Annotated in this window: 19 protein-coding genes; 12 read left to right on the top strand and 7 right to left on the bottom strand. The window is 45.2% G+C overall.

The features are described 5' to 3' along the window. Window positions 1-91 precede the first annotated feature (91 nt). The 6 genes from K0I62_RS11400 (at window position 92) to rnd (ending at window position 6109) form a co-directional block, all read left to right on the top strand. Window positions 92-457, top strand: a complete 366-nt coding sequence (locus tag K0I62_RS11400) for a hypothetical protein (RefSeq protein WP_220068262.1) — start codon at window positions 92-94, stop codon at window positions 455-457. A 54-nt stretch (window positions 458-511) separates the two neighbouring features. Next, window positions 512-1192 (top strand): M50 family metallopeptidase, encoded by a 681-nt coding sequence (locus tag K0I62_RS11395; protein WP_220068261.1) that lies wholly within the window; start codon window positions 512-514, stop codon window positions 1190-1192. Between the two features lie 92 nt (window positions 1193-1284). Further along, complete coding sequence (locus K0I62_RS11390; RefSeq protein ID WP_220068260.1) at window positions 1285-2103, top strand: class I SAM-dependent methyltransferase; 819 nt, start codon at window positions 1285-1287, stop codon at window positions 2101-2103. A gap of 7 nt (window positions 2104-2110) precedes the next feature. After that, window positions 2111-3031, top strand: a complete 921-nt coding sequence (locus K0I62_RS11385) for an alpha/beta fold hydrolase (protein WP_220068259.1) — start codon at window positions 2111-2113, stop codon at window positions 3029-3031. Between the two features lie 204 nt (window positions 3032-3235). Next, complete coding sequence (gene fadD / locus K0I62_RS11380; protein ID WP_220068258.1) at window positions 3236-4909, top strand: long-chain-fatty-acid--CoA ligase FadD; 1674 nt, start codon at window positions 3236-3238, stop codon at window positions 4907-4909. 90 nt (window positions 4910-4999) lie between these two features. Then, window positions 5000-6109, top strand: a complete 1110-nt coding sequence (gene rnd / locus K0I62_RS11375; RefSeq protein ID WP_220068257.1) for a ribonuclease D — start codon at window positions 5000-5002, stop codon at window positions 6107-6109. 271 nt (window positions 6110-6380) lie between these two features. Here rnd and minE read toward each other — a convergent pair whose 3' ends face one another. From minE to minC, 3 genes are read right to left on the bottom strand one after another with little or no spacing between them, the layout of a single operon-like run. After that, window positions 6381-6638: a cell division topological specificity factor MinE gene (gene minE, locus K0I62_RS11370; RefSeq protein WP_220061084.1), complete on the bottom strand. Its 258-nt coding sequence runs from the start codon at window positions 6636-6638 to the stop codon at window positions 6381-6383. Window positions 6639-6640: 2 nt separating this feature from the next. Next, window positions 6641-7450: a septum site-determining protein MinD gene (minD, locus tag K0I62_RS11365; RefSeq protein WP_220068256.1), complete on the bottom strand. Its 810-nt coding sequence runs from the start codon at window positions 7448-7450 to the stop codon at window positions 6641-6643. 24 nt (window positions 7451-7474) lie between these two features. Then, window positions 7475-8140 (bottom strand): septum site-determining protein MinC, encoded by a 666-nt coding sequence (gene minC / locus K0I62_RS11360; protein WP_220068255.1) that lies wholly within the window; start codon window positions 8138-8140, stop codon window positions 7475-7477. 126 nt (window positions 8141-8266) lie between these two features. On the opposite strand from minC, the gene K0I62_RS11355 reads away from it, so the two are divergent. From K0I62_RS11355 to K0I62_RS11335, 5 genes are all read left to right on the top strand, one after another. Then, the gene (locus K0I62_RS11355; protein ID WP_220068254.1) at window positions 8267-8548 is read left to right on the top strand and encodes a YcgL domain-containing protein; all 282 of its coding nucleotides are present in this window, start codon (window positions 8267-8269) and stop codon (window positions 8546-8548) included. 18 nt (window positions 8549-8566) lie between these two features. Continuing rightward, on the top strand, window positions 8567-9556 hold the full coding sequence (locus K0I62_RS11350) for a lytic murein transglycosylase (RefSeq protein ID WP_220068253.1): 990 nt from the start codon (window positions 8567-8569) through the stop codon (window positions 9554-9556). Between the two features lie 98 nt (window positions 9557-9654). After that, window positions 9655-10098: a YcgN family cysteine cluster protein gene (locus K0I62_RS11345; RefSeq protein WP_220068252.1), complete on the top strand. Its 444-nt coding sequence runs from the start codon at window positions 9655-9657 to the stop codon at window positions 10096-10098. 485 nt (window positions 10099-10583) lie between these two features. After that, the gene (locus tag K0I62_RS11340) at window positions 10584-10868 is read left to right on the top strand and encodes a hypothetical protein (protein WP_220068251.1); all 285 of its coding nucleotides are present in this window, start codon (window positions 10584-10586) and stop codon (window positions 10866-10868) included. Between the two features lie 59 nt (window positions 10869-10927). After that, a protein-coding gene (locus K0I62_RS11335; protein WP_220068250.1) for an IS3 family transposase occupies window positions 10928-12078 on the top strand; the annotation gives its coding sequence in 2 pieces (ribosomal slippage) (window positions 10928-11165 and window positions 11165-12078; 1152 coding nt in all). Window positions 12079-12789: 711 nt separating this feature from the next. Here the strand turns inward: K0I62_RS11335 and dsbB are convergent. Continuing rightward, on the bottom strand, window positions 12790-13305 hold the full coding sequence (gene dsbB / locus K0I62_RS11330) for a disulfide bond formation protein DsbB (protein WP_220068249.1): 516 nt from the start codon (window positions 13303-13305) through the stop codon (window positions 12790-12792). Window positions 13306-13392: 87 nt separating this feature from the next. Further along, window positions 13393-14988, bottom strand: a complete 1596-nt coding sequence (nhaB, locus tag K0I62_RS11325; RefSeq protein WP_220068248.1) for a sodium/proton antiporter NhaB — start codon at window positions 14986-14988, stop codon at window positions 13393-13395. Between the two features lie 298 nt (window positions 14989-15286). Between nhaB and fadR the strand changes: the two genes are divergently transcribed. After that, complete coding sequence (gene fadR / locus K0I62_RS11320; RefSeq protein WP_220068247.1) at window positions 15287-16045, top strand: fatty acid metabolism transcriptional regulator FadR; 759 nt, start codon at window positions 15287-15289, stop codon at window positions 16043-16045. A 109-nt stretch (window positions 16046-16154) separates the two neighbouring features. Here the strand turns inward: fadR and tamB are convergent, their stop codons facing one another. Beyond that, window positions 16155-20054, bottom strand: a complete 3900-nt coding sequence (gene tamB, locus K0I62_RS11315; RefSeq protein WP_220068246.1) for an autotransporter assembly complex protein TamB — start codon at window positions 20052-20054, stop codon at window positions 16155-16157. Continuing rightward, window positions 20051-21898: an autotransporter assembly complex protein TamA gene (locus tag K0I62_RS11310; RefSeq protein ID WP_434086812.1), complete on the bottom strand. Its 1848-nt coding sequence runs from the start codon at window positions 21896-21898 to the stop codon at window positions 20051-20053. The genes tamB and K0I62_RS11310 overlap by 4 nt, the downstream gene beginning before the upstream one ends. Between the last annotated feature and the right edge of the window lie 125 nt (window positions 21899-22023).

Raw genomic sequence — 22023 nt, 5'->3', positions numbered from 1 at the left:
GGTTTAACCTTAGCATTGGGTGTAATCTTAAAGATAGTGTTTTGGGTTATCGCCGGTTATGCACATCAATAGGTATGGGTGAGGTAAGTTTATGCAGATCCAATCTGGTAGTGTGATACGCAATAATATATTGCCAAGCGCGACGACTATTAGCGATAGCATTTCACCACTTAATGATGTGCCTGCATTATCTCCTGTGACCGATGTTGGTGCGCTTGAATCTGTCACTGAGTATCGCGAGCCGTCTCAACAAGATCAGCAAACCGTTGAAGCTGATGACGCTAGCGCGGAACAAGTAACGACAGAGCTACAGCTCAATGCTCGTCTCGACGCCAAGCTTGAGTATGATAAAAATACCCAAGCAACTCAAAGTGCTATTTCGACCTATCTACTCCATGAGCACGCCGCGCAGCGAGATTCGATTTCACAAATGGTGGGTATCGATACCTATGCCTGATGCTGATCGGGTTACCCTCTTTCTTTTATCCCTATAGGTAGCTAACGAGCCCTTATGTCTACTGCAAAAATAGATACAAAGCCTGCAGCACTGCCCAGTCGTAGCCAATTTTTTATTGAACTGCTGTTAGCATTAGTACTGACTCGAATTCCCTATCTAAGTGTTCCGTTTAAATGGTTAGAAAGCTATTTTCATGAGTTGTCCCATGGTTTGGCGACGCTGATGTCAGGTGGGATTGTGAGTCATATACAGCTATTTCCTAATGGGGCTGGGCTCTGTTTTAGTCAAGGCGGCTGGCCTGTACTCATCGGTTTTGCTGGGTATTTTGGCGCTGCGCTGTGGGGATTACTTATTTTTAATCTTGCTATTTGGCGCAGGGGGATCCGCGCAAGCTTTGCCTGTTTAGGTGTTGGGGTTGTGTTGACCGTACTGTTTTGGGGGCGAGATCTGCTGACTATCGGGATCCTTGGTATATTAGCCTTGCTGTTTCTGTTGCCGCTAAAGTTAAGTCATAGTCATATTCTGACCTTTTCACTTCGTGTTATGGCGCTGATGGTGATGCTTAATGCGCTTGCAAGCCCGACAGTGTTACTGGGGTTAAGTGGTCGAGGTGATGCGGTAATGTTAGCGCAACAGACGTGGATTCCTGCTTGGATTTGGGTCGGTATTTGGCTGGTAAGTAGCTTAAGTATGCTGTGGCTGTGCTGGCGACGTATCGATAGCGCTACCCAATAGCGACTAAATAACAAAGTGTAACTAGCTGTTTATTTATATATTATTTATTCGTTTAGGCTGGTAGGTTTAAGGTTTTATCAGGGAGAATTATAATGAAAAAAATGACATTAATTGCCGCATTATTGGTGCCATCGCTGTTTGGTTCTGTTGCAAATGCGCAAACTGAAGTGAATCCCAAATTGGTTGCAGCCCTAAGCAATGATCTGCGCCAAGAGGCAAACCTTCAACGAGACGTATACCGTCATCCCGGCGAAACCCTATCCTTTTTTGATATCAAACCGACAGATACCGTTATTGAGCTGTGGCCGGGTGGACGTTGGTATGCCGAGATTTTAGCCCCCTATTTAGCCGCTGAAGGACACTATATTGCTGCAAACTTCGATGCTAATCCTCCAGAAGGAGTTACCTTACCTGGATATCAAATTCGTTTAGGTAAAGCATTGCAACAATGGATTAGTGACAATAATACCGCTTTAGGCAATGCCTCTGTTTTGGCGTTTGATCCGCCACGTCTAGCATCCCTTGGAGATGACAATAGCGCCGATGCGGTGCTGACATTTAGAAATTTGCATAACTGGGCAATGAAGGAGCAACTTGAGAACGTATTCGATGCGGCTTATCAGGTGCTTAAGCCTGGTGGCGTGTTTGGCGTGGTAGAGCACAGAGCTAAACCTGGAATGGAGATCAAATCGGGCTATATGGTGCAAGATGAGATGATCGCCCTCGCAGAGCAGTCTGGTTTTAAGTTAGTGGCAAGCAGTGAAGTTAATGCTAACGCGAAAGACAGCAAGGATTATCCTAAAGGGGTGTGGACATTACCACCGAGTTTGAGATTAGGTGACCAAGATAAAGAAAAGTATTTAGCGATAGGTGAGAGCGATCGCATGACGTTAAAATTTGTGAAAAAGTAGGCGTTATATGCCTGACAATAGCGGTGTGCTGTGGCACTCTTGCGGCCGTGAAAATGAGGTAGTTATTGAACTGCCTCATATTCGTTTAGCTGGACGTGTTTGGGGGGACAATAGCAAGCCTCTGTTGATAGCACTTCATGGATGGCTTGATAATGCCAACAGTTTTGAGCCTTTATCAAAGTACCTTAATGATTATCAATTGCTAGCGGTCGATTGGCCGGGACATGGTTTTTCCCAGCACAGACCGGGTCGTTATCCATTGCATTGGATTGACTATCTATACGATTTAGAGCACCTGATTGAAACCATTACTGCAGTAAAACCCATTTATGCCGTTATCGGCCACTCTTTAGGAGGCATTGTTGCATCTGCTTACAGCGCTGTATTTGCAGATAAAGTGCCTTATTGGATTTTTATTGAAGCATTAAGCCCATTGGTGGAAGACCCTAGTAAGAGTCGTCAGCGGTTAATCCGAAGTTTTCAAGACCATGGTCGAGGGTTACGCTCGGAAGGTCGTTTGCCGCGAAACACATCCCTTGATGCTGCGGTAAAAGCTCGGCATCGATTGACGGGACTCGATATGCAGTGGTGCCGTTTACTTATTGAACGTAACTTAGACGTTTCTGATGATGGTGCCCGCTGGCGGAGTGATCCTCGGTTAAAATTAGACTCACCAATGCGACTCACATTTGAGCATGTTCAAGGCCTTATGCAGGATCATTGTGGAAAGGTATTGTTAATCTCTGGCAAGGATGGCTATCGAGTCGCATCTGAGGTATCAGAGCGAGTTCAATCTTGGTATCACAATTTAACCTGTGTTGAACTTGAAGGTGATCACCATCTACACATGGGCAATAGTGAGCAAGTTGCGACTGCAATCAAATGTTTTTTAGCATCAAAAGTCACTGAGAAAGGTCAACAGACCTGAGTCAGAGTGAATATTAATCTGACGAATAAATTGATCTAGGATTTTTGCTCTAATTATGTGATGATGTTCAAAATTAAAACACCTGTATGATTTTTAGGTGTTACTTACAATATTAATGAGTCAGTGCTTAGTTTCTGTTTTTTGAAACTATCTGTGAATGATTTTATTCACGATTAACTCAGCTTTGGGATTTAGGAGAGACAAGTGGAACAGCTTTGGACGAAGAACCTACCCGATGATGTACCCGCTGTTATTGACGAGAAGTTATATAGTTCGCTTATTGATCTATTTGAACGCTCGGTAACGAAATATGCTGATCAACCTGCGTTTGTGAATATGGGCGCCACGTTGACTTATCGTAAGCTTGAAGAGCGCAGCCGTGCCTTTGCCGCTTATCTTCAAAACGAACTAAAGTTAGAAAAGGGCGATCGTGTCGCGATTATGATGCCTAACCTTTTACAATATCCCATTGCATTGTTTGGTATTTTGCGTGCGGGCATGGTGGTTGTAAACGTCAATCCACTTTATACCCCAAGAGAGTTAAAGCACCAACTGAATGACTCAGGTGCAAAAGCGATTGTTGTGGTCTCTAATTTTGCTAACACGCTTGAGCAAGTGGTTGACCAAACGCCTGTTGAGAGCGTGATCTTAACTGGGCTCGGGGATCTTCTTAGTGCGCCTAAGCGTACCTTAGTGAATTTTGTCGTAAAATATATTAAGAAGATGGTGCCTAAATATCATCTTCCTCATGCCATCGGAATGCGTAAATCGCTATCGAAGGGGCGCCGACTGCAATATGTAAAACCTACTGTGAAATCCGATGATATTGCGTTCTTGCAATATACAGGTGGAACTACTGGGGTCTCTAAAGGTGCGATGTTGACCCATAACAATATTGTCAGTAATTTGCTGCAGGCAGATGCGTCATATTCGCCATTGCTGGAAAATGGAAAAGAGTTTGTCGTTACCGCGTTACCGCTGTATCACATCTTTGCATTAACCGTGAATTGTTTACTATTTTTGCATAAAGGGGCTAACAACCTGCTGATCACCAACCCAAGAGATATTCCGGCGTTTGTGTCAGAGCTGAAAAAACACCCATTCACCGCGTTAACTGGTGTTAATACCCTGTTTAATGCACTCGTGAACTCGACTGATTTTCAAGCGTTGGATTTTTCTAACCTTAAGCTATCGATTGGGGGGGGCATGGCGGTGCAACGTGCCGTCGCCGATAAATGGCAAGGGATCACTAAGACAAAGTTATTAGAAGGTTACGGTCTGACCGAGGCTTCTCCGCTGGTGGCTTGCTGTCCTTATAACCTTGATGGTTATAACGGCTCTATTGGCTTCCCAGTTGCAAATACTGATATGCAAGTCAGAGATGATGACGGTAATGTTTTAGCCCAAGGTGAGACGGGGGAGCTTTTTGCTAAAGGCCCACAGATCATGAAGGGCTACTGGCAACGCCCCGAAGAAACCGCCTCAATTATCGACGAACAGGGCTATCTCGCTACGGGCGATATCGGCTATATGGATGATAAGGGCTTCTTCTTTATCGTCGATAGAAAGAAAGATATGATTTTGGTGTCGGGCTTTAACGTCTTCCCTAATGAGGTTGAAGAGGTTGTTGCGCTTCATTCTAAGGTCGTTGAAGTTGCTGCCGTTGGCGTTCCCCATAAAGTGAGTGGCGAATTGGTGAAGATTTTTGTGGTTGCTTCTGATAAATCTTTAACCGAAGAGCAACTAATTAAGCATTGTCGTGATCATTTGACGGGATATAAAATTCCTAAGCTGGTAGAATTTAGGGATGAGTTACCTAAGACAAACGTCGGTAAGATTTTACGACGTGAGTTACGCGACGAGGCCAAGTCTGCGTGATCGGCTAGGTACAAACCGTATTTTGGTTAACTCAAAGCCGGCGTTTATCGTCGGCTTTTGTTTTTGCCAGAATCAATTGGAGAGATGAGATTGTTGACGTTTCAATATGTAGATGATGATGCCAGTTTAAGCTCGCTTGTCGCCCAGTATAGCAAAGCCAGTGTGCTGGTATTGGATACCGAATTTGTTCGCACACGAACCTATTATGCACGATTAGGGCTGATCCAAGTCTATGATGGTAAAACATTAGCATTAATCGATCCGTTAGCCGTCAGTGATCTCAGCGGTTTCTGGGCATTACTGCAGCGTGATGACATCGTGTCTGTGCTTCACTCCTGTAGCGAAGATTTAGAAGTGTTAGCGAAATATGGCGCTTGCCAGCCGAAAGTCTTGTTTGATAGTCAAATAGCGGCCGCGTTGTGTGGATTAGGACACGGATTAGGTTACGCCAAATTAGTTGAACACTGTTTGAACGTTACCTTAGATAAAGGTGAATCTCGTACCGATTGGCTCAAACGGCCATTAACCGATGCGCAGCTGCATTACGCCGCTAATGATGTCGAATATCTTTATCAGCTTTACCCTCAATTATTAGAGAAACTGCAAACAACAGGCCGATTAGCTTGGTTGTATGAAGAGGGTGAGCGGATGACACAAGGGCGTCTCGATAAGCCCGATGGTGATAATGCGTATCTTAAGGTGAAGAACAGTTTTCAGCTCACTCCTAAGCAATTAGCCTATTTAAAAGTATTAGCCAAGTGGCGATTAGAAAAAGCGTTAGTGAAAGATTTAGCCTTAGGTTTTGTGATAAAAGATCATGCGTTGATTGCATTAGCTAAAAAGCAGCCGCAGAGCACAAGCGATATTTTCAAAATGAGTGAACTTACCGAGCAGGAAAAACGAGTTCATGCCAAAGCCATTATCGCCGTGATGGCAACGGCCGATCTTGACAATTTGCCTGAAGCTATCGATGTCATTGCACTTAAGCCTGGTTATAAATCGGCATTTAAGACGATTAAAAATTGCCTTGCCGAGATCGCTGAAGCTCATAATGTACCTATGGAGCTTATCGGATCAAAACGTCACATACATGAGTTTTTACACTGGCAATGGGCGGGAAGAGTAGGTGAACTGCCTTTGTTACTTAATGGTTGGCGCGCAACCTTGAGCGAAGAGAAGCTTAGACAACTTGAGATATGAAATCAGTACTAAAAAGCCCTCTTAGAGGGCTTTTTTGGTGTATATGCTTCTTATGGTCTTGCATGTTCCCGAAATATTAAAGACATTCACTTCACCCTTGGAGGTCAGATGTTGTGAACGTCTTTAATGCACGACTATATGGATATAGAAGGCAGGGCGAAGCACGATGCTATAGCCGAGGAGCAACTAAAGACCTTGGATCATCAGCACTAACCTTTAGTGCTAAATCGTCGCTGAGCGATCACATCTTTATACTCATTGGTATTAATAGCTACTTTTCAGGAAGCGTGACATTAAGCTCAAGTACCGACAAGTTGTCATCGTTTTGATCCAGTTGTACTGATACTTGATCTGTATCTATCTGCACATACTTACGGATTACTTCGATGATCTCTTGCTTCATCGCTGGGAAATAGTCGGGCGCATCGCGCTCTCCCCGTTGATGGGCTACAATGATCTGCAGTCGTTCTTTGGCAGTAACTGCAGTGCTCGGTGTTTTTTTTGTTTTAAAATAATCGAGTAGAGACATAATTAGCTACCAAATATCCTTTTCAAGAATCCTTTTTTCTCTTCGGTAAGGAAACGCATTTCGACCTCTTCACCGGTTAATCTTGCTACGCTATCGCTATAGGCCTTACCTGCATCACTTTCTTGATCCATGATCACAGGAACACCTGAGTTAGAGGCTTTAAGTACGGCTTGAGACTCTGGGATCACTCCTAATAGTGGAATGGCCAAGATCTCTTCCACATCAGCCACACTGAGCATTTCACCAGTAGCAACACGAGACGGAGAGTAACGGGTTAATAAGAGAAACTCTTTAACTGGCTCTAAGCCTTCTTCCGCTCGCTTAGACTTACTCTGTAACATACCGAGAATACGATCAGAATCTCGTACTGAACTGACTTCTGGGTTTGTGGTGACAATTGCGATGTCGGCAAAGTAGAGTGCCATCATCGCCCCAGTTTCAATGCCTGCTGGCGAATCACAGATGATGTATTCAAAGTCCTTACTGAGATTATTAAGAACAGTACCAACCCCTTCTTTGGTAAGCGCATCTTTATCACGAGTCTGGGATGCAGGTAATACAAACAGATTCGGGGTATGCTTATCTTTGATGAGAGCTTGATTTAAGTTAGCTTCGCCGTTGATGACATTAACAAAGTCATAAACCACACGACGCTCACATCCCATGATAAGGTCTAGGTTACGCAGTCCGATATCAAAATCGACCACAACCGTTTTGTGTCCTTTTAACGCCAACCCAGTTGCAATTGCCGCACTAGAAGTGGTTTTCCCCACTCCGCCTTTACCTGAGGTGACAACAATGATTTGTGCCATGTTTAATTCTGTCCTTTTAAATTTCTATAGCGATAACGCTTCAACAGTGAGGCTATCACCGTCAAGCCTGATACAACCGCTTTCAATCGAGGCATGAGCCTGTAAATTTTCTGTTAGCCAATATTGCCCTGCGATAGATACCAGTTCAGCATCTAATGTTTGAGCAACAATGACGGCATTGATGTCGCCACTCGCACCCGCCATGGCCTTACCTCTGAGACTACCGTATATGTGTATGCTGCCATCTGCAATCACTTCCGCACCATTTCCAACGGCACCGATAATGATGAGGTCACCGTTTTGCGCATAAACCTGTTGTCCCGAGCGAATATTCTGTTTAATGATTTTGGTCGTTTTAGGTAGCTGTGGTTGGCTGGAACTTTGCTTGCCAGATTTGATGATAGCCAGCCCCAGCTCTTTAGCTTGATTGGCTATGGCACTTGGCGCGCTGGTAATACCGACAATGACTAATTCTCGAGAGATGAGCAGGTCTTTTAATCCTGCCAAATTGTAATCTGGGTCGGTAATAGCACCTAGATTAACAACGAGAGGAGCGCCAAGAAAAAACTGTGGTGCGATGGCTAATTTGCTATCCAGCTCAGCAGCAACCTTATTCAGGTCGGTATGGTTGATATGCAGCACTGAAAGCGTAAAAGAGGAGCCTTTTAATTCTAGGCTAGGTTTCTGCATTCCTAAGTTTGCTCTTTAATCAGATAAACCAGCTAAGCCAGTTAGATAGTATAATAATCTTGACCCACCATGTTATAGTGTGCGGTATTTGCTGGCAAGTTGAATAACCTGGAAATTTCACCGAATATGATATGTGCTGTATATAAGAGTCGATTGAAAGCTGAATGCTATCTGTTTATTGAAAAACGTAATGATTTTGAACGGGTACCAGAAGCGTTGATGGCGATGTTTGGCGTACCCGAACTGGTAATGATTTTACCGCTTGATAAACGTCAACACTTAGGCATCGCTGATATAAACAAAGTAAAAGTTGAACTAGAAGAGAAGGGGTATTATCTTCAATTACCTCCACCTCCGGTTAATCTACTCGAAGAATATAAAAAAGAGATAGGTTATAGTCGGGATTAGTTGGCAATAGGAGCGTGCATGTTTTTAAAAAGAATTTTACTAGGAATTGCGCTACTGAGTGGATTGCAGCTAAGTGCTACAGTATTGGCAAGCCAAAGTGAGATGAGTTTTGAACAATACCTAGATGGTTTAAGACTGCAAGCACTTAAAGAAGGGATATCTCAAGGCTTTGTCGATAAATCATTCGCTAATATTAAGCTATTCAAGAAGGCGTTGGTTAATGATCAAGAATTAGCGCCTCAGACCTTAGAACATTACCTACCCTCCTTAGTGTCAGACGCTTTAGTTGAGCAATCAAGAGCGCTTTATAAGGCCAATAAAGCCGAGTTTGACCGCCTAGGTAAGCAATATCAGGTGCAACCTCGATTTGTGATCGCATTATGGGGAGTGACCTCATCTCTTGGTCTCGATGTCGGTGATTATCCCGTGTTAACTGTTGTTGCCTCTAATGCTTACCGAGGTGATAACGAAGCCTTCTATCGTAAAGAGTTTATTGCAGGGCTAAAAATTTTACAGAGCAGCGATATCGAATTTTCTGCGCTGAAAAGTAATTGGTCAGGGAAAATGGGCTATCCCCATTTTTCACCAACTGATTATGCCTCCTATGCCCAAGACGGTAATGGTGATGGCCAAATCGATATTTGGACTAATCTCTCCGATGCTTTTGCATCCACTGCTAACTATTTAAAGCAATTAGGCTGGAACGATGAGGGGACTTGGGGACGTCAGGTACAGGTTCCTAAAGATATTTCGCAAGATCTTGTTGGTTTAGCGACCCAAAAACCTTTCTTGCAATGGCAGGAGCTGGGAGTGAGACGTTTTGATGGATCAGACCTCCCTAAGGTGAAGGGGATGCAAGTCTCGTTAATCATGCCAGATGGCATAACGGGTAGAAAGTACCTTGTCTATGACAACTATCGTGCCTTGCTGAAATGGCACTCATCTGACTATTTTGCTTTATCGCTGACATATCTTTCGGAGCGAATAAAGTATCCTGCAATTGACTAGCGAGAACGCTGGATAATGTCGACTTTATCGTCCCGAGTCTTAGCTAAATAGTGTAAACTAGCCTGCGATTGCAGGCTTTTTTATAGAATTAGAGAAAGATGTCATTTTGGAAAGATAAAAGCTTAACTGAGCTGAACGGCCACGAGTGGGAACTGCTGTGTGATGGATGCGGAAAGTGTTGTCTCAATAAGATTATTGATGATGAAACAGATGAACTCTATTACACAAACGCAGCGTGTAAACTGCTAGATGGAAAAGATTGTCAATGCCAGCACTACGAGCAGCGATTTAATTTTGTGCCTAGTTGCACGAAAGTCACTCCCGAGAATATTTCAGAGCTGACTTGGTTGCCCGATAGCTGTGCCTATCGTCGTCTATATTTGGGAAGGGAGTTGCCTAGCTGGCACCCGTTACTTAATGGCGGGGACAAGCAAGCTATGCATGATTTGGGCATGTCGACACGCAATAAAGTGATTAATGAAGATAAGGTGAAATATCTAGAAGATCACATCGTGCTATGGCCACTGAAGGACAGCGACTAGTCCTTCGCTTTCTCATTCAAGTGAGAAAAATGTGGTTTTAGCTTGCAGCTGTGCCTGTTGGGCTTAGTTGTTTGCTAAAGTATCTAAAACCATAACTTCATTGTTATCTAACGCCTGCCCGGCGAGGGTTGTGCAAGCACTCTTTTGGCACGCCGCAAGCACATCCGTGTGGGCTCTGCGAAATCATCCCTGATTTCGAAGGCCAAAAGCGTGCTTACACTCTTATCTATCATATCTTCGATTTAACTTCGTCTGTTGCTCATTGATACAAGCTATTATTCCTAAAGAAAAATTTCACAAAATTGTGAAATGAGATGTTGAATATCAGCAACAAAATAGATTAAAGTATCACCAATCAAGGACAGAGCTAGGCCAAATCGAATCAATCATCGACCACGCCATTCAGGGAATGAAAAAGCCAACCAACATGCGCCTATCAAATCCCTCAAAAGTTAATTCTGTTCTCATTCATTCAAAGAGGTACCATGAAGTCCGAAGTTGAAAACGCAATTTTCATATTAGACGGTTTGGCGGGCGACCTTAAAGGTGCAGTGCTTTTAATAAAAGAAACTAGGCGTAAGGTTATCATCGAAAAGACAGATGTGAGTAATAAGCATATTTTTAGAATCTGCTTTACGTCGATATTTATCAATGCCTCAAAATACGTAGAGTTTTGTCGTAAGTACAGTAAAGTTCTCAACACGGAAGTTCCTGAGTTAACGACAGTACGTAATGCTTATCAAGAAGAAATTAAAAACAAAGGTTGGTAAGCCCCTAGAACAATAGACACTTCATAGAGTTATAATGAACCAAAAATATGAGGTGTTACATGCGCGGAAAACGTTATCCTGATGAGTTCAAAATTGAAGCCGTCAAACAAGTCACTGAACGTGGTTATAAAATCGCTGATGTGGCAGAAAGGTTAGGTATCACAACTAAAAGCTTGCATAACTGGATTAACAAGTTCGATAAACCAGAGAAGCAACACATCACCATTGATAATCAGCAAGACGAAATTCGTAAACTGAAAGCAGAGCTTCGGCGAGTCACGGAAGAGCGAAATATACTAAAGGAGGCCGCCGTGTACTTTGCAAGCGAGTCAAAGAAAAGTACACGTTCATAAAGTCTCGACTCGACCAATATCCCATAGCCGTACTGTGCCGAGTGCTCAATGTTCATCGTAGTGGTTTTTATGCTTGGCTAAAGCAGCCCTGTAGTAAGCGTACCATTGAAGATAAGCGACTTCTGGGCAAAATTAAGCAATTTTGGCTAGAGAGCGGTTGTGTCTACGGTTATCGAAACCTGACTTTAGATTTAAAAGACGATGGCGAAAGCGTCGGGAAAAATCGTGTTTATCGAATAATGAAGGAAGCCCAAATAAAGGCCATTCGAGGTTACAAACGCAATCCAAGCTTTGGAGGTGGGAATATTAGCCACACGGCACCAAATACGTTAAATCGTGGCTTTGATGTCGCAGAACCCAACAAGGTTTGGGTGACCGACTTTACCTATATCCGTACGCATGAGGGCTGGCTATATTTAACAGTTGTTATTGACCTTTTTTCTCGTCAAGTCGTGGGTTGGACGATGAAGAATACACCTAAAGCTGACTTGGTAATTGATGCACTATTAATGGCCATTTGGCGACGTTCACCGAAATGTAAGGTTTTGATACATTCTGACCAAGGAGTGCAATATACCTGTTCTGATTGGCGTAGCTTCTTAAAAGAGCACAATTTAGAAGCCAGTATGAGTCGACGAGGAAACTGTCATGATAATGCTGTCGCGGAAAGCTTTTTCTCGTTGCTGAAGAAAGATAGAGTTAAGAGAAAAATCTATAAAAACAGAGATGAAGCTCGCTCAGAAATATTTAACTATATCGAATATTTCTATAATCCTGTGCGTCGTCATGGTAGTAATAATGGACTGTCTCCTGTGCAGTTCGAAAAACAGTACTTTGAGAAACAGTTAAGTGTCTAAGAAATTAGGGGCTTACCAGGTATTGTTAGTTTTCGTAATGACTATATAGGCCATATACATTCAAAGAAACTTCAAAGACCACTGACAAACCTTGAAAATCAGACTTCTCTTGAATCAATTATTGGTAGTGTAGATTCATTACCCTTTTTAAACTGGGTATATCCAGACAACTATAACAGTTGTGAGCGCTTTGTTTCTTTGGTTGGTGTCATTGAAGAGCTTCATGATGCTTTGAAATCAAAGTTGTAATAAGTGCGTCAAGCGGTGTTAACAAGCTGGCAGGACTTTCAATAAAGTGTTCTTGATAAATAACCATGTAGGTTGTTGCTGCTCGAAAGAATCAAAATTCCCTTATTTATGTTCGGAAACAAAGGGTTTGGCTCTAACTCAATAGAAGACTTGATAAGCTACTCGCTATCAATGCCGCCAAATCGAAGAGGCGTTAGATACCTAGTGTAGATGCATCTGCGGACGTCGATGGCAGGGATGCCATCGTCGAGCCTCCAAGGATGGATTTACGGCGTGTAGCAGATGTATCTGCACATAAGCGAGCCGCAGGCTATTAACTAGATTGAAGGAGTGATTTTCAAATATCTAGTTAATAGGATTCAAGGTAGATGTGTGAACAAGCTACATCTGTGGCTAGGCGATAGCTAGCCACAAAAAAACGCCCGTTAGGGCGTTTCTTAAAAGCGATACCTTGATCGCACATCAAGCCTTCTTCGTTGGCATCAATGCCGGAATAATAAACACCACCAAGGCAATCAGGTAAGTGCTAAAGGCGACCACCATCCATTGTGGCATTGTAACCCCAAATAGCTCCCAAGGAACATCGGTACACATGCCGGTTGGCAGGAAGACTGAAGGTAACCATTCGTGTAGCGGCATCCAACTTGGAAATTCAGGTAAAAATGAGCAGGTTGAGAAGGGATTTGGATTCGTTTGCATTTCAACTAATTCCAAGGCCAACTTTAACCCCCAAGCTGTGCTTATGCCCCATGCCAATACTCCTAAGAAGCGAACGAGGCGAAATTGGCAACCGATAACGCCGATAAGGCCTGCAAACAGCAACCCTAAAATAGCAACACGCTGATAGATACACATGACACAAGGGTCAAGTTTCATTACATATTGGAAAAACAGAGCGCATATCTCTAAGGCTATGGCGCTGGTCATCAAGACTATCCATGCCATTCGAGACTGTGCAAATTGGGTCAGTGCAGTCAAAAATCTTCTCCTATAAAAAAACGCCTCTAACATCTAGAGGCGTTTTTAAGACTTTACGAAACTAAATAAGTTCCGTCAATCAACAAACTAATGGCTAGGCACAACACCTTTTGCCGCTTCTGCTACCGAATGATGGATCAGCATATGCGAATCATAAAAGTATTGGGTCATATCAGCTAAGAAACCTGTTTCGATAGCAAGTACGCCTACAATTGATAGCACGATAGTGTAGGGCAGCGCCATCCATACCATACGGCCATAAGAGAGGCGAATTAATGGTGCGATGGCCGATGTTAATAGGAACAGGAAGGCTGCTTGACCATTTGGTGTTGCAACTGATGGTAAATTGGTTCCTGTATTAATTGCTACAGCGAGTAGGTCGAACTGATCGCGAGTAATTTGACCATCTAAAAGAGCGGCCTTGACCTCGTTGATATAAACAGTGCCCACAAATACGTTGTCACTCACCATCGAGAGCAGACCGTTGGCAATGTAGAAGATCACCAGCTGAGTGTTACCTTCGTAACTTAGTGCCCACTGGATCACTGGGGCGAACAGTTGTTGATCGATAATTACGCCAACGATAGCAAAGAATACCGCCAGTAGCGCGGTGAAGGGCAGAGCCTCTTCAAATGCTTTACCTAGCGCATGTTCGTTGGTGACGCCGTTAAATGCTGTTGTAACAATAATCACCGATAAGCCGATAAGACCTACCGATGCTAAATGGAACGCCAAACCGACAATCAGCCAGATGCCCACTAATGCTTGGACAATTAACTTCATTTTGTCGTGCTTGGTGCGACGAGCGTCTTCATAAGAGGCATAATCAGATAGGATTTTGTGCACTGCCTCTGGAAGTTGTTGCCCATAGCCAAACACGCCAAATTTTTCAACGAGGAAACAGGTTGCAATACCCGCGAAAAATACTGGAATCGTCACTGGTCCCATTCGCAGGGCAAATTCACCAAATTGCCAATTCGCTTGAGCGGCAATAATCAAGTTTTGCGGCTCGCCGACCATGGTACAAACGCCACCTAAAGCGGTACCTATACCAGCATGCATAAGCAGGTTACGTAGGAAACCACGGAAAGCTTCTAACTCATTTTCACATAACGAGTGACCTTCACCATGTTGATCTGAGGTGTGGTCATGATCATCAGAAAAGTTCTTTCCTGATGCAACTTTATGATAAATTGAGTAAAAACCAACTGCTACTGCAATAATTACCGCGATAACCGTTAATGCGTCTAGGAAGGCTGATAAAAATGCCGATGCAATACAAAACATCAAAGATACGACAATTTTAGAGCGGATCTTGGTGATCATCTTAGTGAACACAAATAGCAGCAACTGTTTCATGAAGTAGATACCAGCAACCATAAATATCAGTAGCAGTAATACTTCTAGGTTGGCTTCGATCTCATGCAGTACCTGACTTGGGGAAGTCATGCCGATAAATACCGCTTCAATGGCCAATAGACCACCAGGTTGGAGAGGGTAGCACTTTAACGCCATTGCTAATGTAAAAATAAACTCTACCACCAATAACCATCCAGCAACGAATGGGTTGAGATAGAAGACGATTGGATTGATCACTAGAAATGATAAAATTGCGATTTTGAACCACTTAGGTGAATTACCTAAGAAGTTATCAATAAACGCCTGACTCATAGTCACAGGCATGGCACCCTCTCAAATGTATAATTATTTTTTATAGAAAGTTAACTAACTGTCCACTGTTTGATTCAGTGTAGCTTAATGATATGTATAAATTAATACCTTTTTGAATCTAAAGTCTAAAAACTGACGATTACGTCAAGAATACAATAATAACTGTTATGATTTTTAGCTCACTTTTTCTATTAATGAGAGCATTGTCTTTTATCTAAGTGACTAATCTCATAGATTAGGTTTCCATTTTTCGCTGCTCTGGTATGATCAGTTCCCAAGATAACTCTAATTGAATTGGAATAGCGGCCTGATGACAACTGTCCCCCAAGCACCAATAAAGCATAAAGACAAAGATATTATTGAAGCGAAAGGCCCTGCTAGCTTTGCCGAGAAATATATTGTTCGTTCTATTTGGGAAGGAAAGTTCCCTCCTGGGTCAATTTTACCTGCCGAACGTGAGCTTTCTGAGCTCATCGGGGTTACTCGTACGACGCTGCGTGAAGTGTTACAACGATTGGCTCGTGATGGATGGTTAACGATTCAACATGGTAAACCGACTCGCGTAAACGATATATGGGAAACGTCGGGTCTGAATGTGTTAGAAACCATTGCTGATTTAAATCCTGCGGGAGAGCCTGTCCTGCTTGAACAGCTTTTGTCAGCGAGAACGAATATTAGCGCCATCTATTTTAAAGGTGCGGTTCGTTACAATCCAGATAAAGTTCTTGAAGCGTTAGCGCCACTGGTGAACTTAAAAGATAATGCAAAAGCCTACATAGATTTTGATTATCAGTTACATCACGCCTTAGCTTACCATTCTGGAAATCCACTTTACGTGCTAATCCTTAATGGTTTTAAAGGTCTCTATAGCCGAGTGGGTGAAGAGTACTTTTCCATTGAGAAGGCGAGGGAGTTAGCTCTCGATTTCTATCAGGCACTAGAAGCCTTAGCGAAAGAACATAACCACCATGACGTACCAGTATTGATGCGCAGTTACGGCATTAATAGCGGTAAGGTTTGGCAGCGACATAAGAGCAGCCTGCTGCAATCTGCTGAGGCAAACGTCTAATCCTTTGCTATTTGGTTTTGCAGTTTAAGTTATGACATCGAGTTCTTATTGATGATGAACTAAAAAAAGCCGCTGAAAACAGCGGCTTTTTTGTGTCAGGCCAATAGCGTTAATCGATATCGAAGCTGTAGTAGATATCTAAAGTCTTAGAGATGGTGCCTGAGACGCTTTCCAGATAGAGTTGAGACATCAGGTAGTAGCGTACTGTCATCTCATAACCTGGGTTGAATACGCCCACGCCGTATTTGACCATAAGGTCATCGCCAATATAGCCGCTTATGGCAACTTTACCGTCATCGTTGGCATCGAGTTGAACGTTAGAGATCCCCAGCTTTTCTATCACACCACTTGCGGAGCTGCTCATATTGGAGAAGGCATTATCGCCGAGCTGATTGCCTAGGGTCAGGGCGGCGCCCATCATCAAGGCATTGTTTTGATCTGAATCTGAGTTATTAAGCCCAGTACCCTTGATGATGTAAGAAAGGATTTCAGCCTGCTCTTTGGCGGGATTTGAGAAGAGGGAGACCACTGGTTTCGCCGGTGTGCCAGTAATGCGTACGCCCGCGATAACATCATCTTCTTTGATCTCCCGTGTCGCTTCAATATTCAGGTTCGGCACGGCCATAGGGCCAATAAACTGAACTTCACCGGCATTGATCGACAGGGTCTGGCCCATGAATTTATAGGTGCCATTGACCACTCTGATGTCACCGTAGAGCAGAGGAGGTTTAAAGGCCGCTTGGCGCAGTTCTAGGGTTCCCTGTAGCATGCCCCGTAGCCCCATGCCGTCAATGTTGAGCTTGTCACCCACATTGAGCATGATTTGACTGGTAATAGCGATAGGATTTTTTTCCTGCACTTGGGTCGACAGACTGTCGTTAAAGATCACATCGTCCGATTGGGCCACACCACCTTCGGGCAACTGTACTATCTTGATATGGCCTGAAGGGATATCTACATTCCCTTGGATATCTAAGTGCTTGTTGCTAAAGCCTATGGTGAGATCTGGTGAGACATCTAAGATAGCCAGCGGCGGTTGAATAATGGCAAGTTTATCGCCTTTGAACTGAAAATCTCCTTGTAGACCCTCTTGCCAGTTCAGATCCCCTTCGAGTTCTGCCTTGCCTTCGCCCATCGTCCACTGGCTCGTCAGTTTAGCCCCTTGGCCCACGAGTGAGAGCGTTAGCGCTATGTTGTCCAGCAGCGTCGGGTTAGCCGCGGCGGCTAATTGCCCGTCGATGAGGTCGACTGAGCCGGTTAGCTGCGGGCTCTCTAGGGTGCCGCCAAGTGTAATGACACTGCTCACCCGGCCGTCGAGTACCTCAAGCTGCGGGGTAAAGTCTGCCAGCGCATGGAGGTTGATATCTTTCAGGTCGATTTGGCCGCTAAGATGATGCTCGGGATCTGTGCTAATTTCCACCTTGGTGTTCAGCTTGGCGAAACGTTCAGACTCGAACTTGGCATCGGCAGTAAAACGCTCAGGGGTGAGCTGCGCGCTCAGCTGCAGATACTTATATTGCGCGTTAATCTGGCGTCTGTTGGTGCTTAAGTCAACCTGGCCGGGTGCCATCGCCAGTTCAATCTCGCCTGTAGGTTTCTCTCCTTTGGCCCAATGAAATAGAGCGTCGAGCTGGGTCGGTCCCCGCCAGGTCAGACGATCGGGTAAGATGGGCGAAAGCAACGCGCCAAGATCACCGGTAAACTGCAGCTGGGTATCGCCCTTGTCGCCAAGTTCTGCAATGTCGGTCAGGCAAAGGCTGGCAGCCTCATGTTGCCAACAAAAAGGTGCGACTTCACCATAGCCTTGTTGCTGATCCCAATAGAGTGCTATGGGCTTGTCCAGTGCCATGGCGCCTAGGCGAGATTTAAGGTTAATACGTTTGACGTTGGCGTCGAATCTTTGGGCTTTATCATCATAGCTGGATGCGATGGAGGTTTGCAGCTGAATATCGCCATCGGTCTGCAGCCCCAATTTTTGTTTATTGAGATCGCCTTTGATCCCTAAGATAAAGGTGCTCAAACTAACGTTTTGCCGTTTGATATCGGATGATTTTAACGACAGGGCAAATTGATGCTCATCCTGGGGACGGTAGAAGGCGATCAGTTTTGCCTTCTCGACTTGCATATCGGCGTATTGCAGCTCCACACTATCGGCATTGATGGCAATTTCTGGGTGCTCATCGTCGCCAGAGACATTGATAACCGCCTCGATAGCGCCACTGGCGCGAGGATCCCACAGGCTAAGCGCTGGCACGCTCAGCTGACCATCGAGAGACCAGTTGTCATCGACACGTCCCGACAAGGTCAGCTCGGACTCTAAGGCATTGAGTTGCAGCTGTTTGGCATTAAGCTGGAATTTGTCATTGATGGCAATATCGCCTTGAAGCCGCAGCGGATAGTTTGCAACGTGACCTTGAAGATCGGCATTGCTGACGCCAATCGCCCACTGTTTGTCACTATAGTCCCCTTGGCTGTGCAAGCTGCCGTTAATTTCTGTTTCTGGTAGGGGCTGCTCAGTGGCGATATTGAGCTGGCTCAGATCCAGTGTCTGGGTATCGAGTTGCAGATCCCAGTGGAGTTTGTCGCCATAAGCCAGTTGTCCTGCGAGCTTGGCCTTGCCCATCTCACTGTCGACATCCAGCTTAGCGAACGAGAGTTGCTTAGTTTGGTGTTCAAACTCGACATCGAGCGTAAGCCAAGGGTGATAAGGGGTCTTCAGGTCGCCGTTTAGGGTGACACTTTGTTTCTGAATACTACCTTGGCTATTGAGTGTAAGGATTTTGGTTTCATATTCAGGCTCGGCAAGCGGCCACATCAGATGCGGGCTGGTTAGCGCCACACGATAGGGCAGTTGTGGGCTGTCTAGGTTGATTTCGCCATCTAGGGCCAGATCCAAATGGCCTTTGCCTTTTAGTGTTACCGCGAGTGCGGCAAAGCCCCCGTTTATTTCCGCTTCTAGCTGCTGGCGTTTCAACTGTGGCAGCTCGGTGAGCTGCTGACTGGCGAGATCGGCCTGCAGGTTCAGCGCCATAGGGTAATCTTGCTCTAGGCTTATATGGCCATCTAGGTGGGCCTTACCATAGTCATGCTGCACATCTAGGCTGTCCAAGGTTATCTTGTAGCCGACATAACTGCCTTGCAGGGCGAAGGCTTGGAAATGATCGATTCGTTGCCCCAGCCTGAGCTCGCTGTCGGTGAGCTCGGCGGTATCGACAAAGATAGGCATGGGAATGGCCACCTCTGGCAACTGGGTGAGGGGCCAGCTATCGGCATCAGCCTGGTCGGCGTCTGCTGCCTTGTCCGTTTCTGCAGACAGGGGAATATCGATATAGAGTCCTTGGCTGGCCAGTTGGTTTACCCTGAGCCCCGTTTCTAACCAGCTGGCCTTGGCTGTGAGGGCGTCGGCATTAAACTGCATCTGGTTGACCCGAACCTTGACCTGTTTGAGATCGCCTTGATTGAGCAATATGCCAAAGGGAAGTACCAGCTGCTGCTCATCGGCCTCTGTTACCTCCTCTTTGATGGGCTCTGCTCCTTCATCTTTAATGGATTCTTCCGCTAGCGCTTGGTTGTCATCCTTACCCTTAAGCTCATCTGTATCTATGTCGACTTGTACCGCTGAGGCACTTAAGGTATCGACACAAAGTTGGCGTTGCAGTAGACATAGCGGACGCCAGTTGAGCGTCAGATCCTGAGTATCAACGACTATGCCCGCCATCTGCCAGTGGGCATGAGCTAAGGTTAATTGGCCGTTGAGCCGGCCTGCGCTGTAGCTGACCGACAAGTTGGGCACTAAGGCATCGGCCAAGATGACTGACACGCGCGTGCCAAGGGGGGTGCCGAACATCAAGGCCAGCATGATCAGTAGGGCTAAGGGCAGATAGAAAACCAAGCGGATCAGGTTGCGTAGCCAGCCAAGCAGACGTTTAAAGGGGGTTAGGGGGCTGGCTGGCACCGCGCCTTGGTTATCGGTTTGTGCCAGGTCTAGCTCATTGGACTGGTCAATCATATCTCAGCCCCCATGGTGAAGTGGATACGCCAGCTACGGTCTACGGTTTCGGTTTCGTTAAGGCCGACACCGAGATCCAATTTTATCGGTCCGATGGGCGATATCCAGTGTACGCCGCCGCCGACGGAGGCAATAGGGTTAAACTGGTTGTTATCAAAGGCATTACCAGCATCGATGAAGGTTCCTAAACGCCAAGTCGGCGTCAGATAGTATTGGTATTCTAGGCTGCCCACTAAAAGATACTGGCCACCGACAACCATACGGGCCAGTTGATTTTCAGTATCGATATAGTCGATATAGGGCCCCAGTTCCTGATAGCTGTAGCCACGTATGCTTTGATCACCGCCGGCAAAATAGCGTAGCGAAGGTGGTACAAGCGGCATATCTTCCTCTTTCACTAGGTTGGCACCGAGATCCAAACGTGACACAAATCTGTGTTTATCAAAGAAAGTGTCTATCCATTTAAACTTGGCCTGAATTCGACCTAGGCGCAGATCTGAGCCAAGTTCAGGTTCCGCGTATTCCACGCTGTAAGACTGATAATAGCCAGACTTAGGATCTAGGCTATTATCCCCCCTGATGGTTTGTGACAGACTGGTACCAAACAGAAAGAGATCGGGTTTGAAATCGATATCTGACTGAGTATATTGTTCGTTGATGGCATCGAGAGAGTAAGTAAAGATCCATTGATTGCCGAACACTTTTTGTCTGACAACACCTGCAAGCTTTTTCACTGACTCGAGTTCGCCCGTGTTGCCATAGTCTCGATTATCGGGATCATAGACTTGAGTGACGCCATATTTGTCCCTGAGTAGCCCAATTCTTAGCTTGAGTTGGTCGTCCAGCGGATGACTCATGGGAATGGTGTAGGTCGTCAGAAATTTTGGTGTATCGGGTGACCATTCGATACTGGTCTCCTGAGAGTGCCCATAGCGGTTAATTTGTGGCATGCGCCAGGTGGCCCTTATTCTGGGGTCTACCTTGTTATCAAGAGAATTACCTATGTCGGCACCGACACCCAGCTCGATAGAGTGGGTGGGTCTGGAGCTTAGCTCGACGCGTATGGGCACCCTGTCATCTGTTATCTTGTCGAGTTGTGGCAACACCTTAATGTTATTGAAGTAACCCGTATTCACAAGCTCTCGGTTGAGGGCGCTTAATTTGCCAGTACTGTAACGAGCGTTGGCTTTGAAAGGGATGAGTTGGTCAAGAAAGCCCGGCACCAGATCATGGCCGTTAAATTGAACCTCGCCGATACGATAGCGTGGCCCTGAGTCGTAATGCAGGCTGATCTGTGCACTATTGAGATCTCGGTTGACCACTATCTGGTTGGTAACGTATTTCCCTTCAAAATAGCCGCGGGCAAGGGCATAGGTCAGCAGCTGAGATTTTATCGACTCATAGTCGCCATGGTTGAGCTGATCACCGGGCTTAATGGTGATCTGTTTTAGCCATCGGTCGATCACTTCGTCATCGAGGATCTCGCCCGAGAGGCGAATATCTATCCACTGAATCAGCGTTGGCTCGCCGGGCGTGATGGCCAGGCGTAAGGTCCAGGGCGCATTTTCCGGACTATCGAGCTGAGGTTCAATTTTTGCCTTGTAGTAGCCCATCGAATGCAGCGCGGCTTCTATGTTCTCTTCGGCATTAAAGATGAAGGCGCGGCGTTGTACCTCTGAGTTGGGGATCGTGCCCAGATGGGCAGTGATATTACGTGTTAGCGCCTCATCGGCGCCGTTAATTTCTACCTTGAGCCATTTATCGGCCCAAGCAGTAGAGGTACCTAAACTCAAAAAGAGTAGGGTTAGGAGTAGTCGCTGGGATAAAGAAGCAGAGATCCGCAAGAAAAAGGCTCTATCTAGTTGAGAATTTTATTGTTGTTTATTGTCGCAGATTATAGAGGGCAAGCAAGATGATGATTGTAATTAATGATTAAAATCGGTACAAAGAAGGCAAACAATAACGAGGA

The organism is Shewanella psychrotolerans (assembly GCF_019457595.1).
Taxonomy (GTDB): domain Bacteria; phylum Pseudomonadota; class Gammaproteobacteria; order Enterobacterales; family Shewanellaceae; genus Shewanella; species Shewanella psychrotolerans.
The sequence above is the reverse complement of the archived record's forward strand: the minus strand, read 5'-3'. Positions and strand labels throughout refer to the sequence as shown.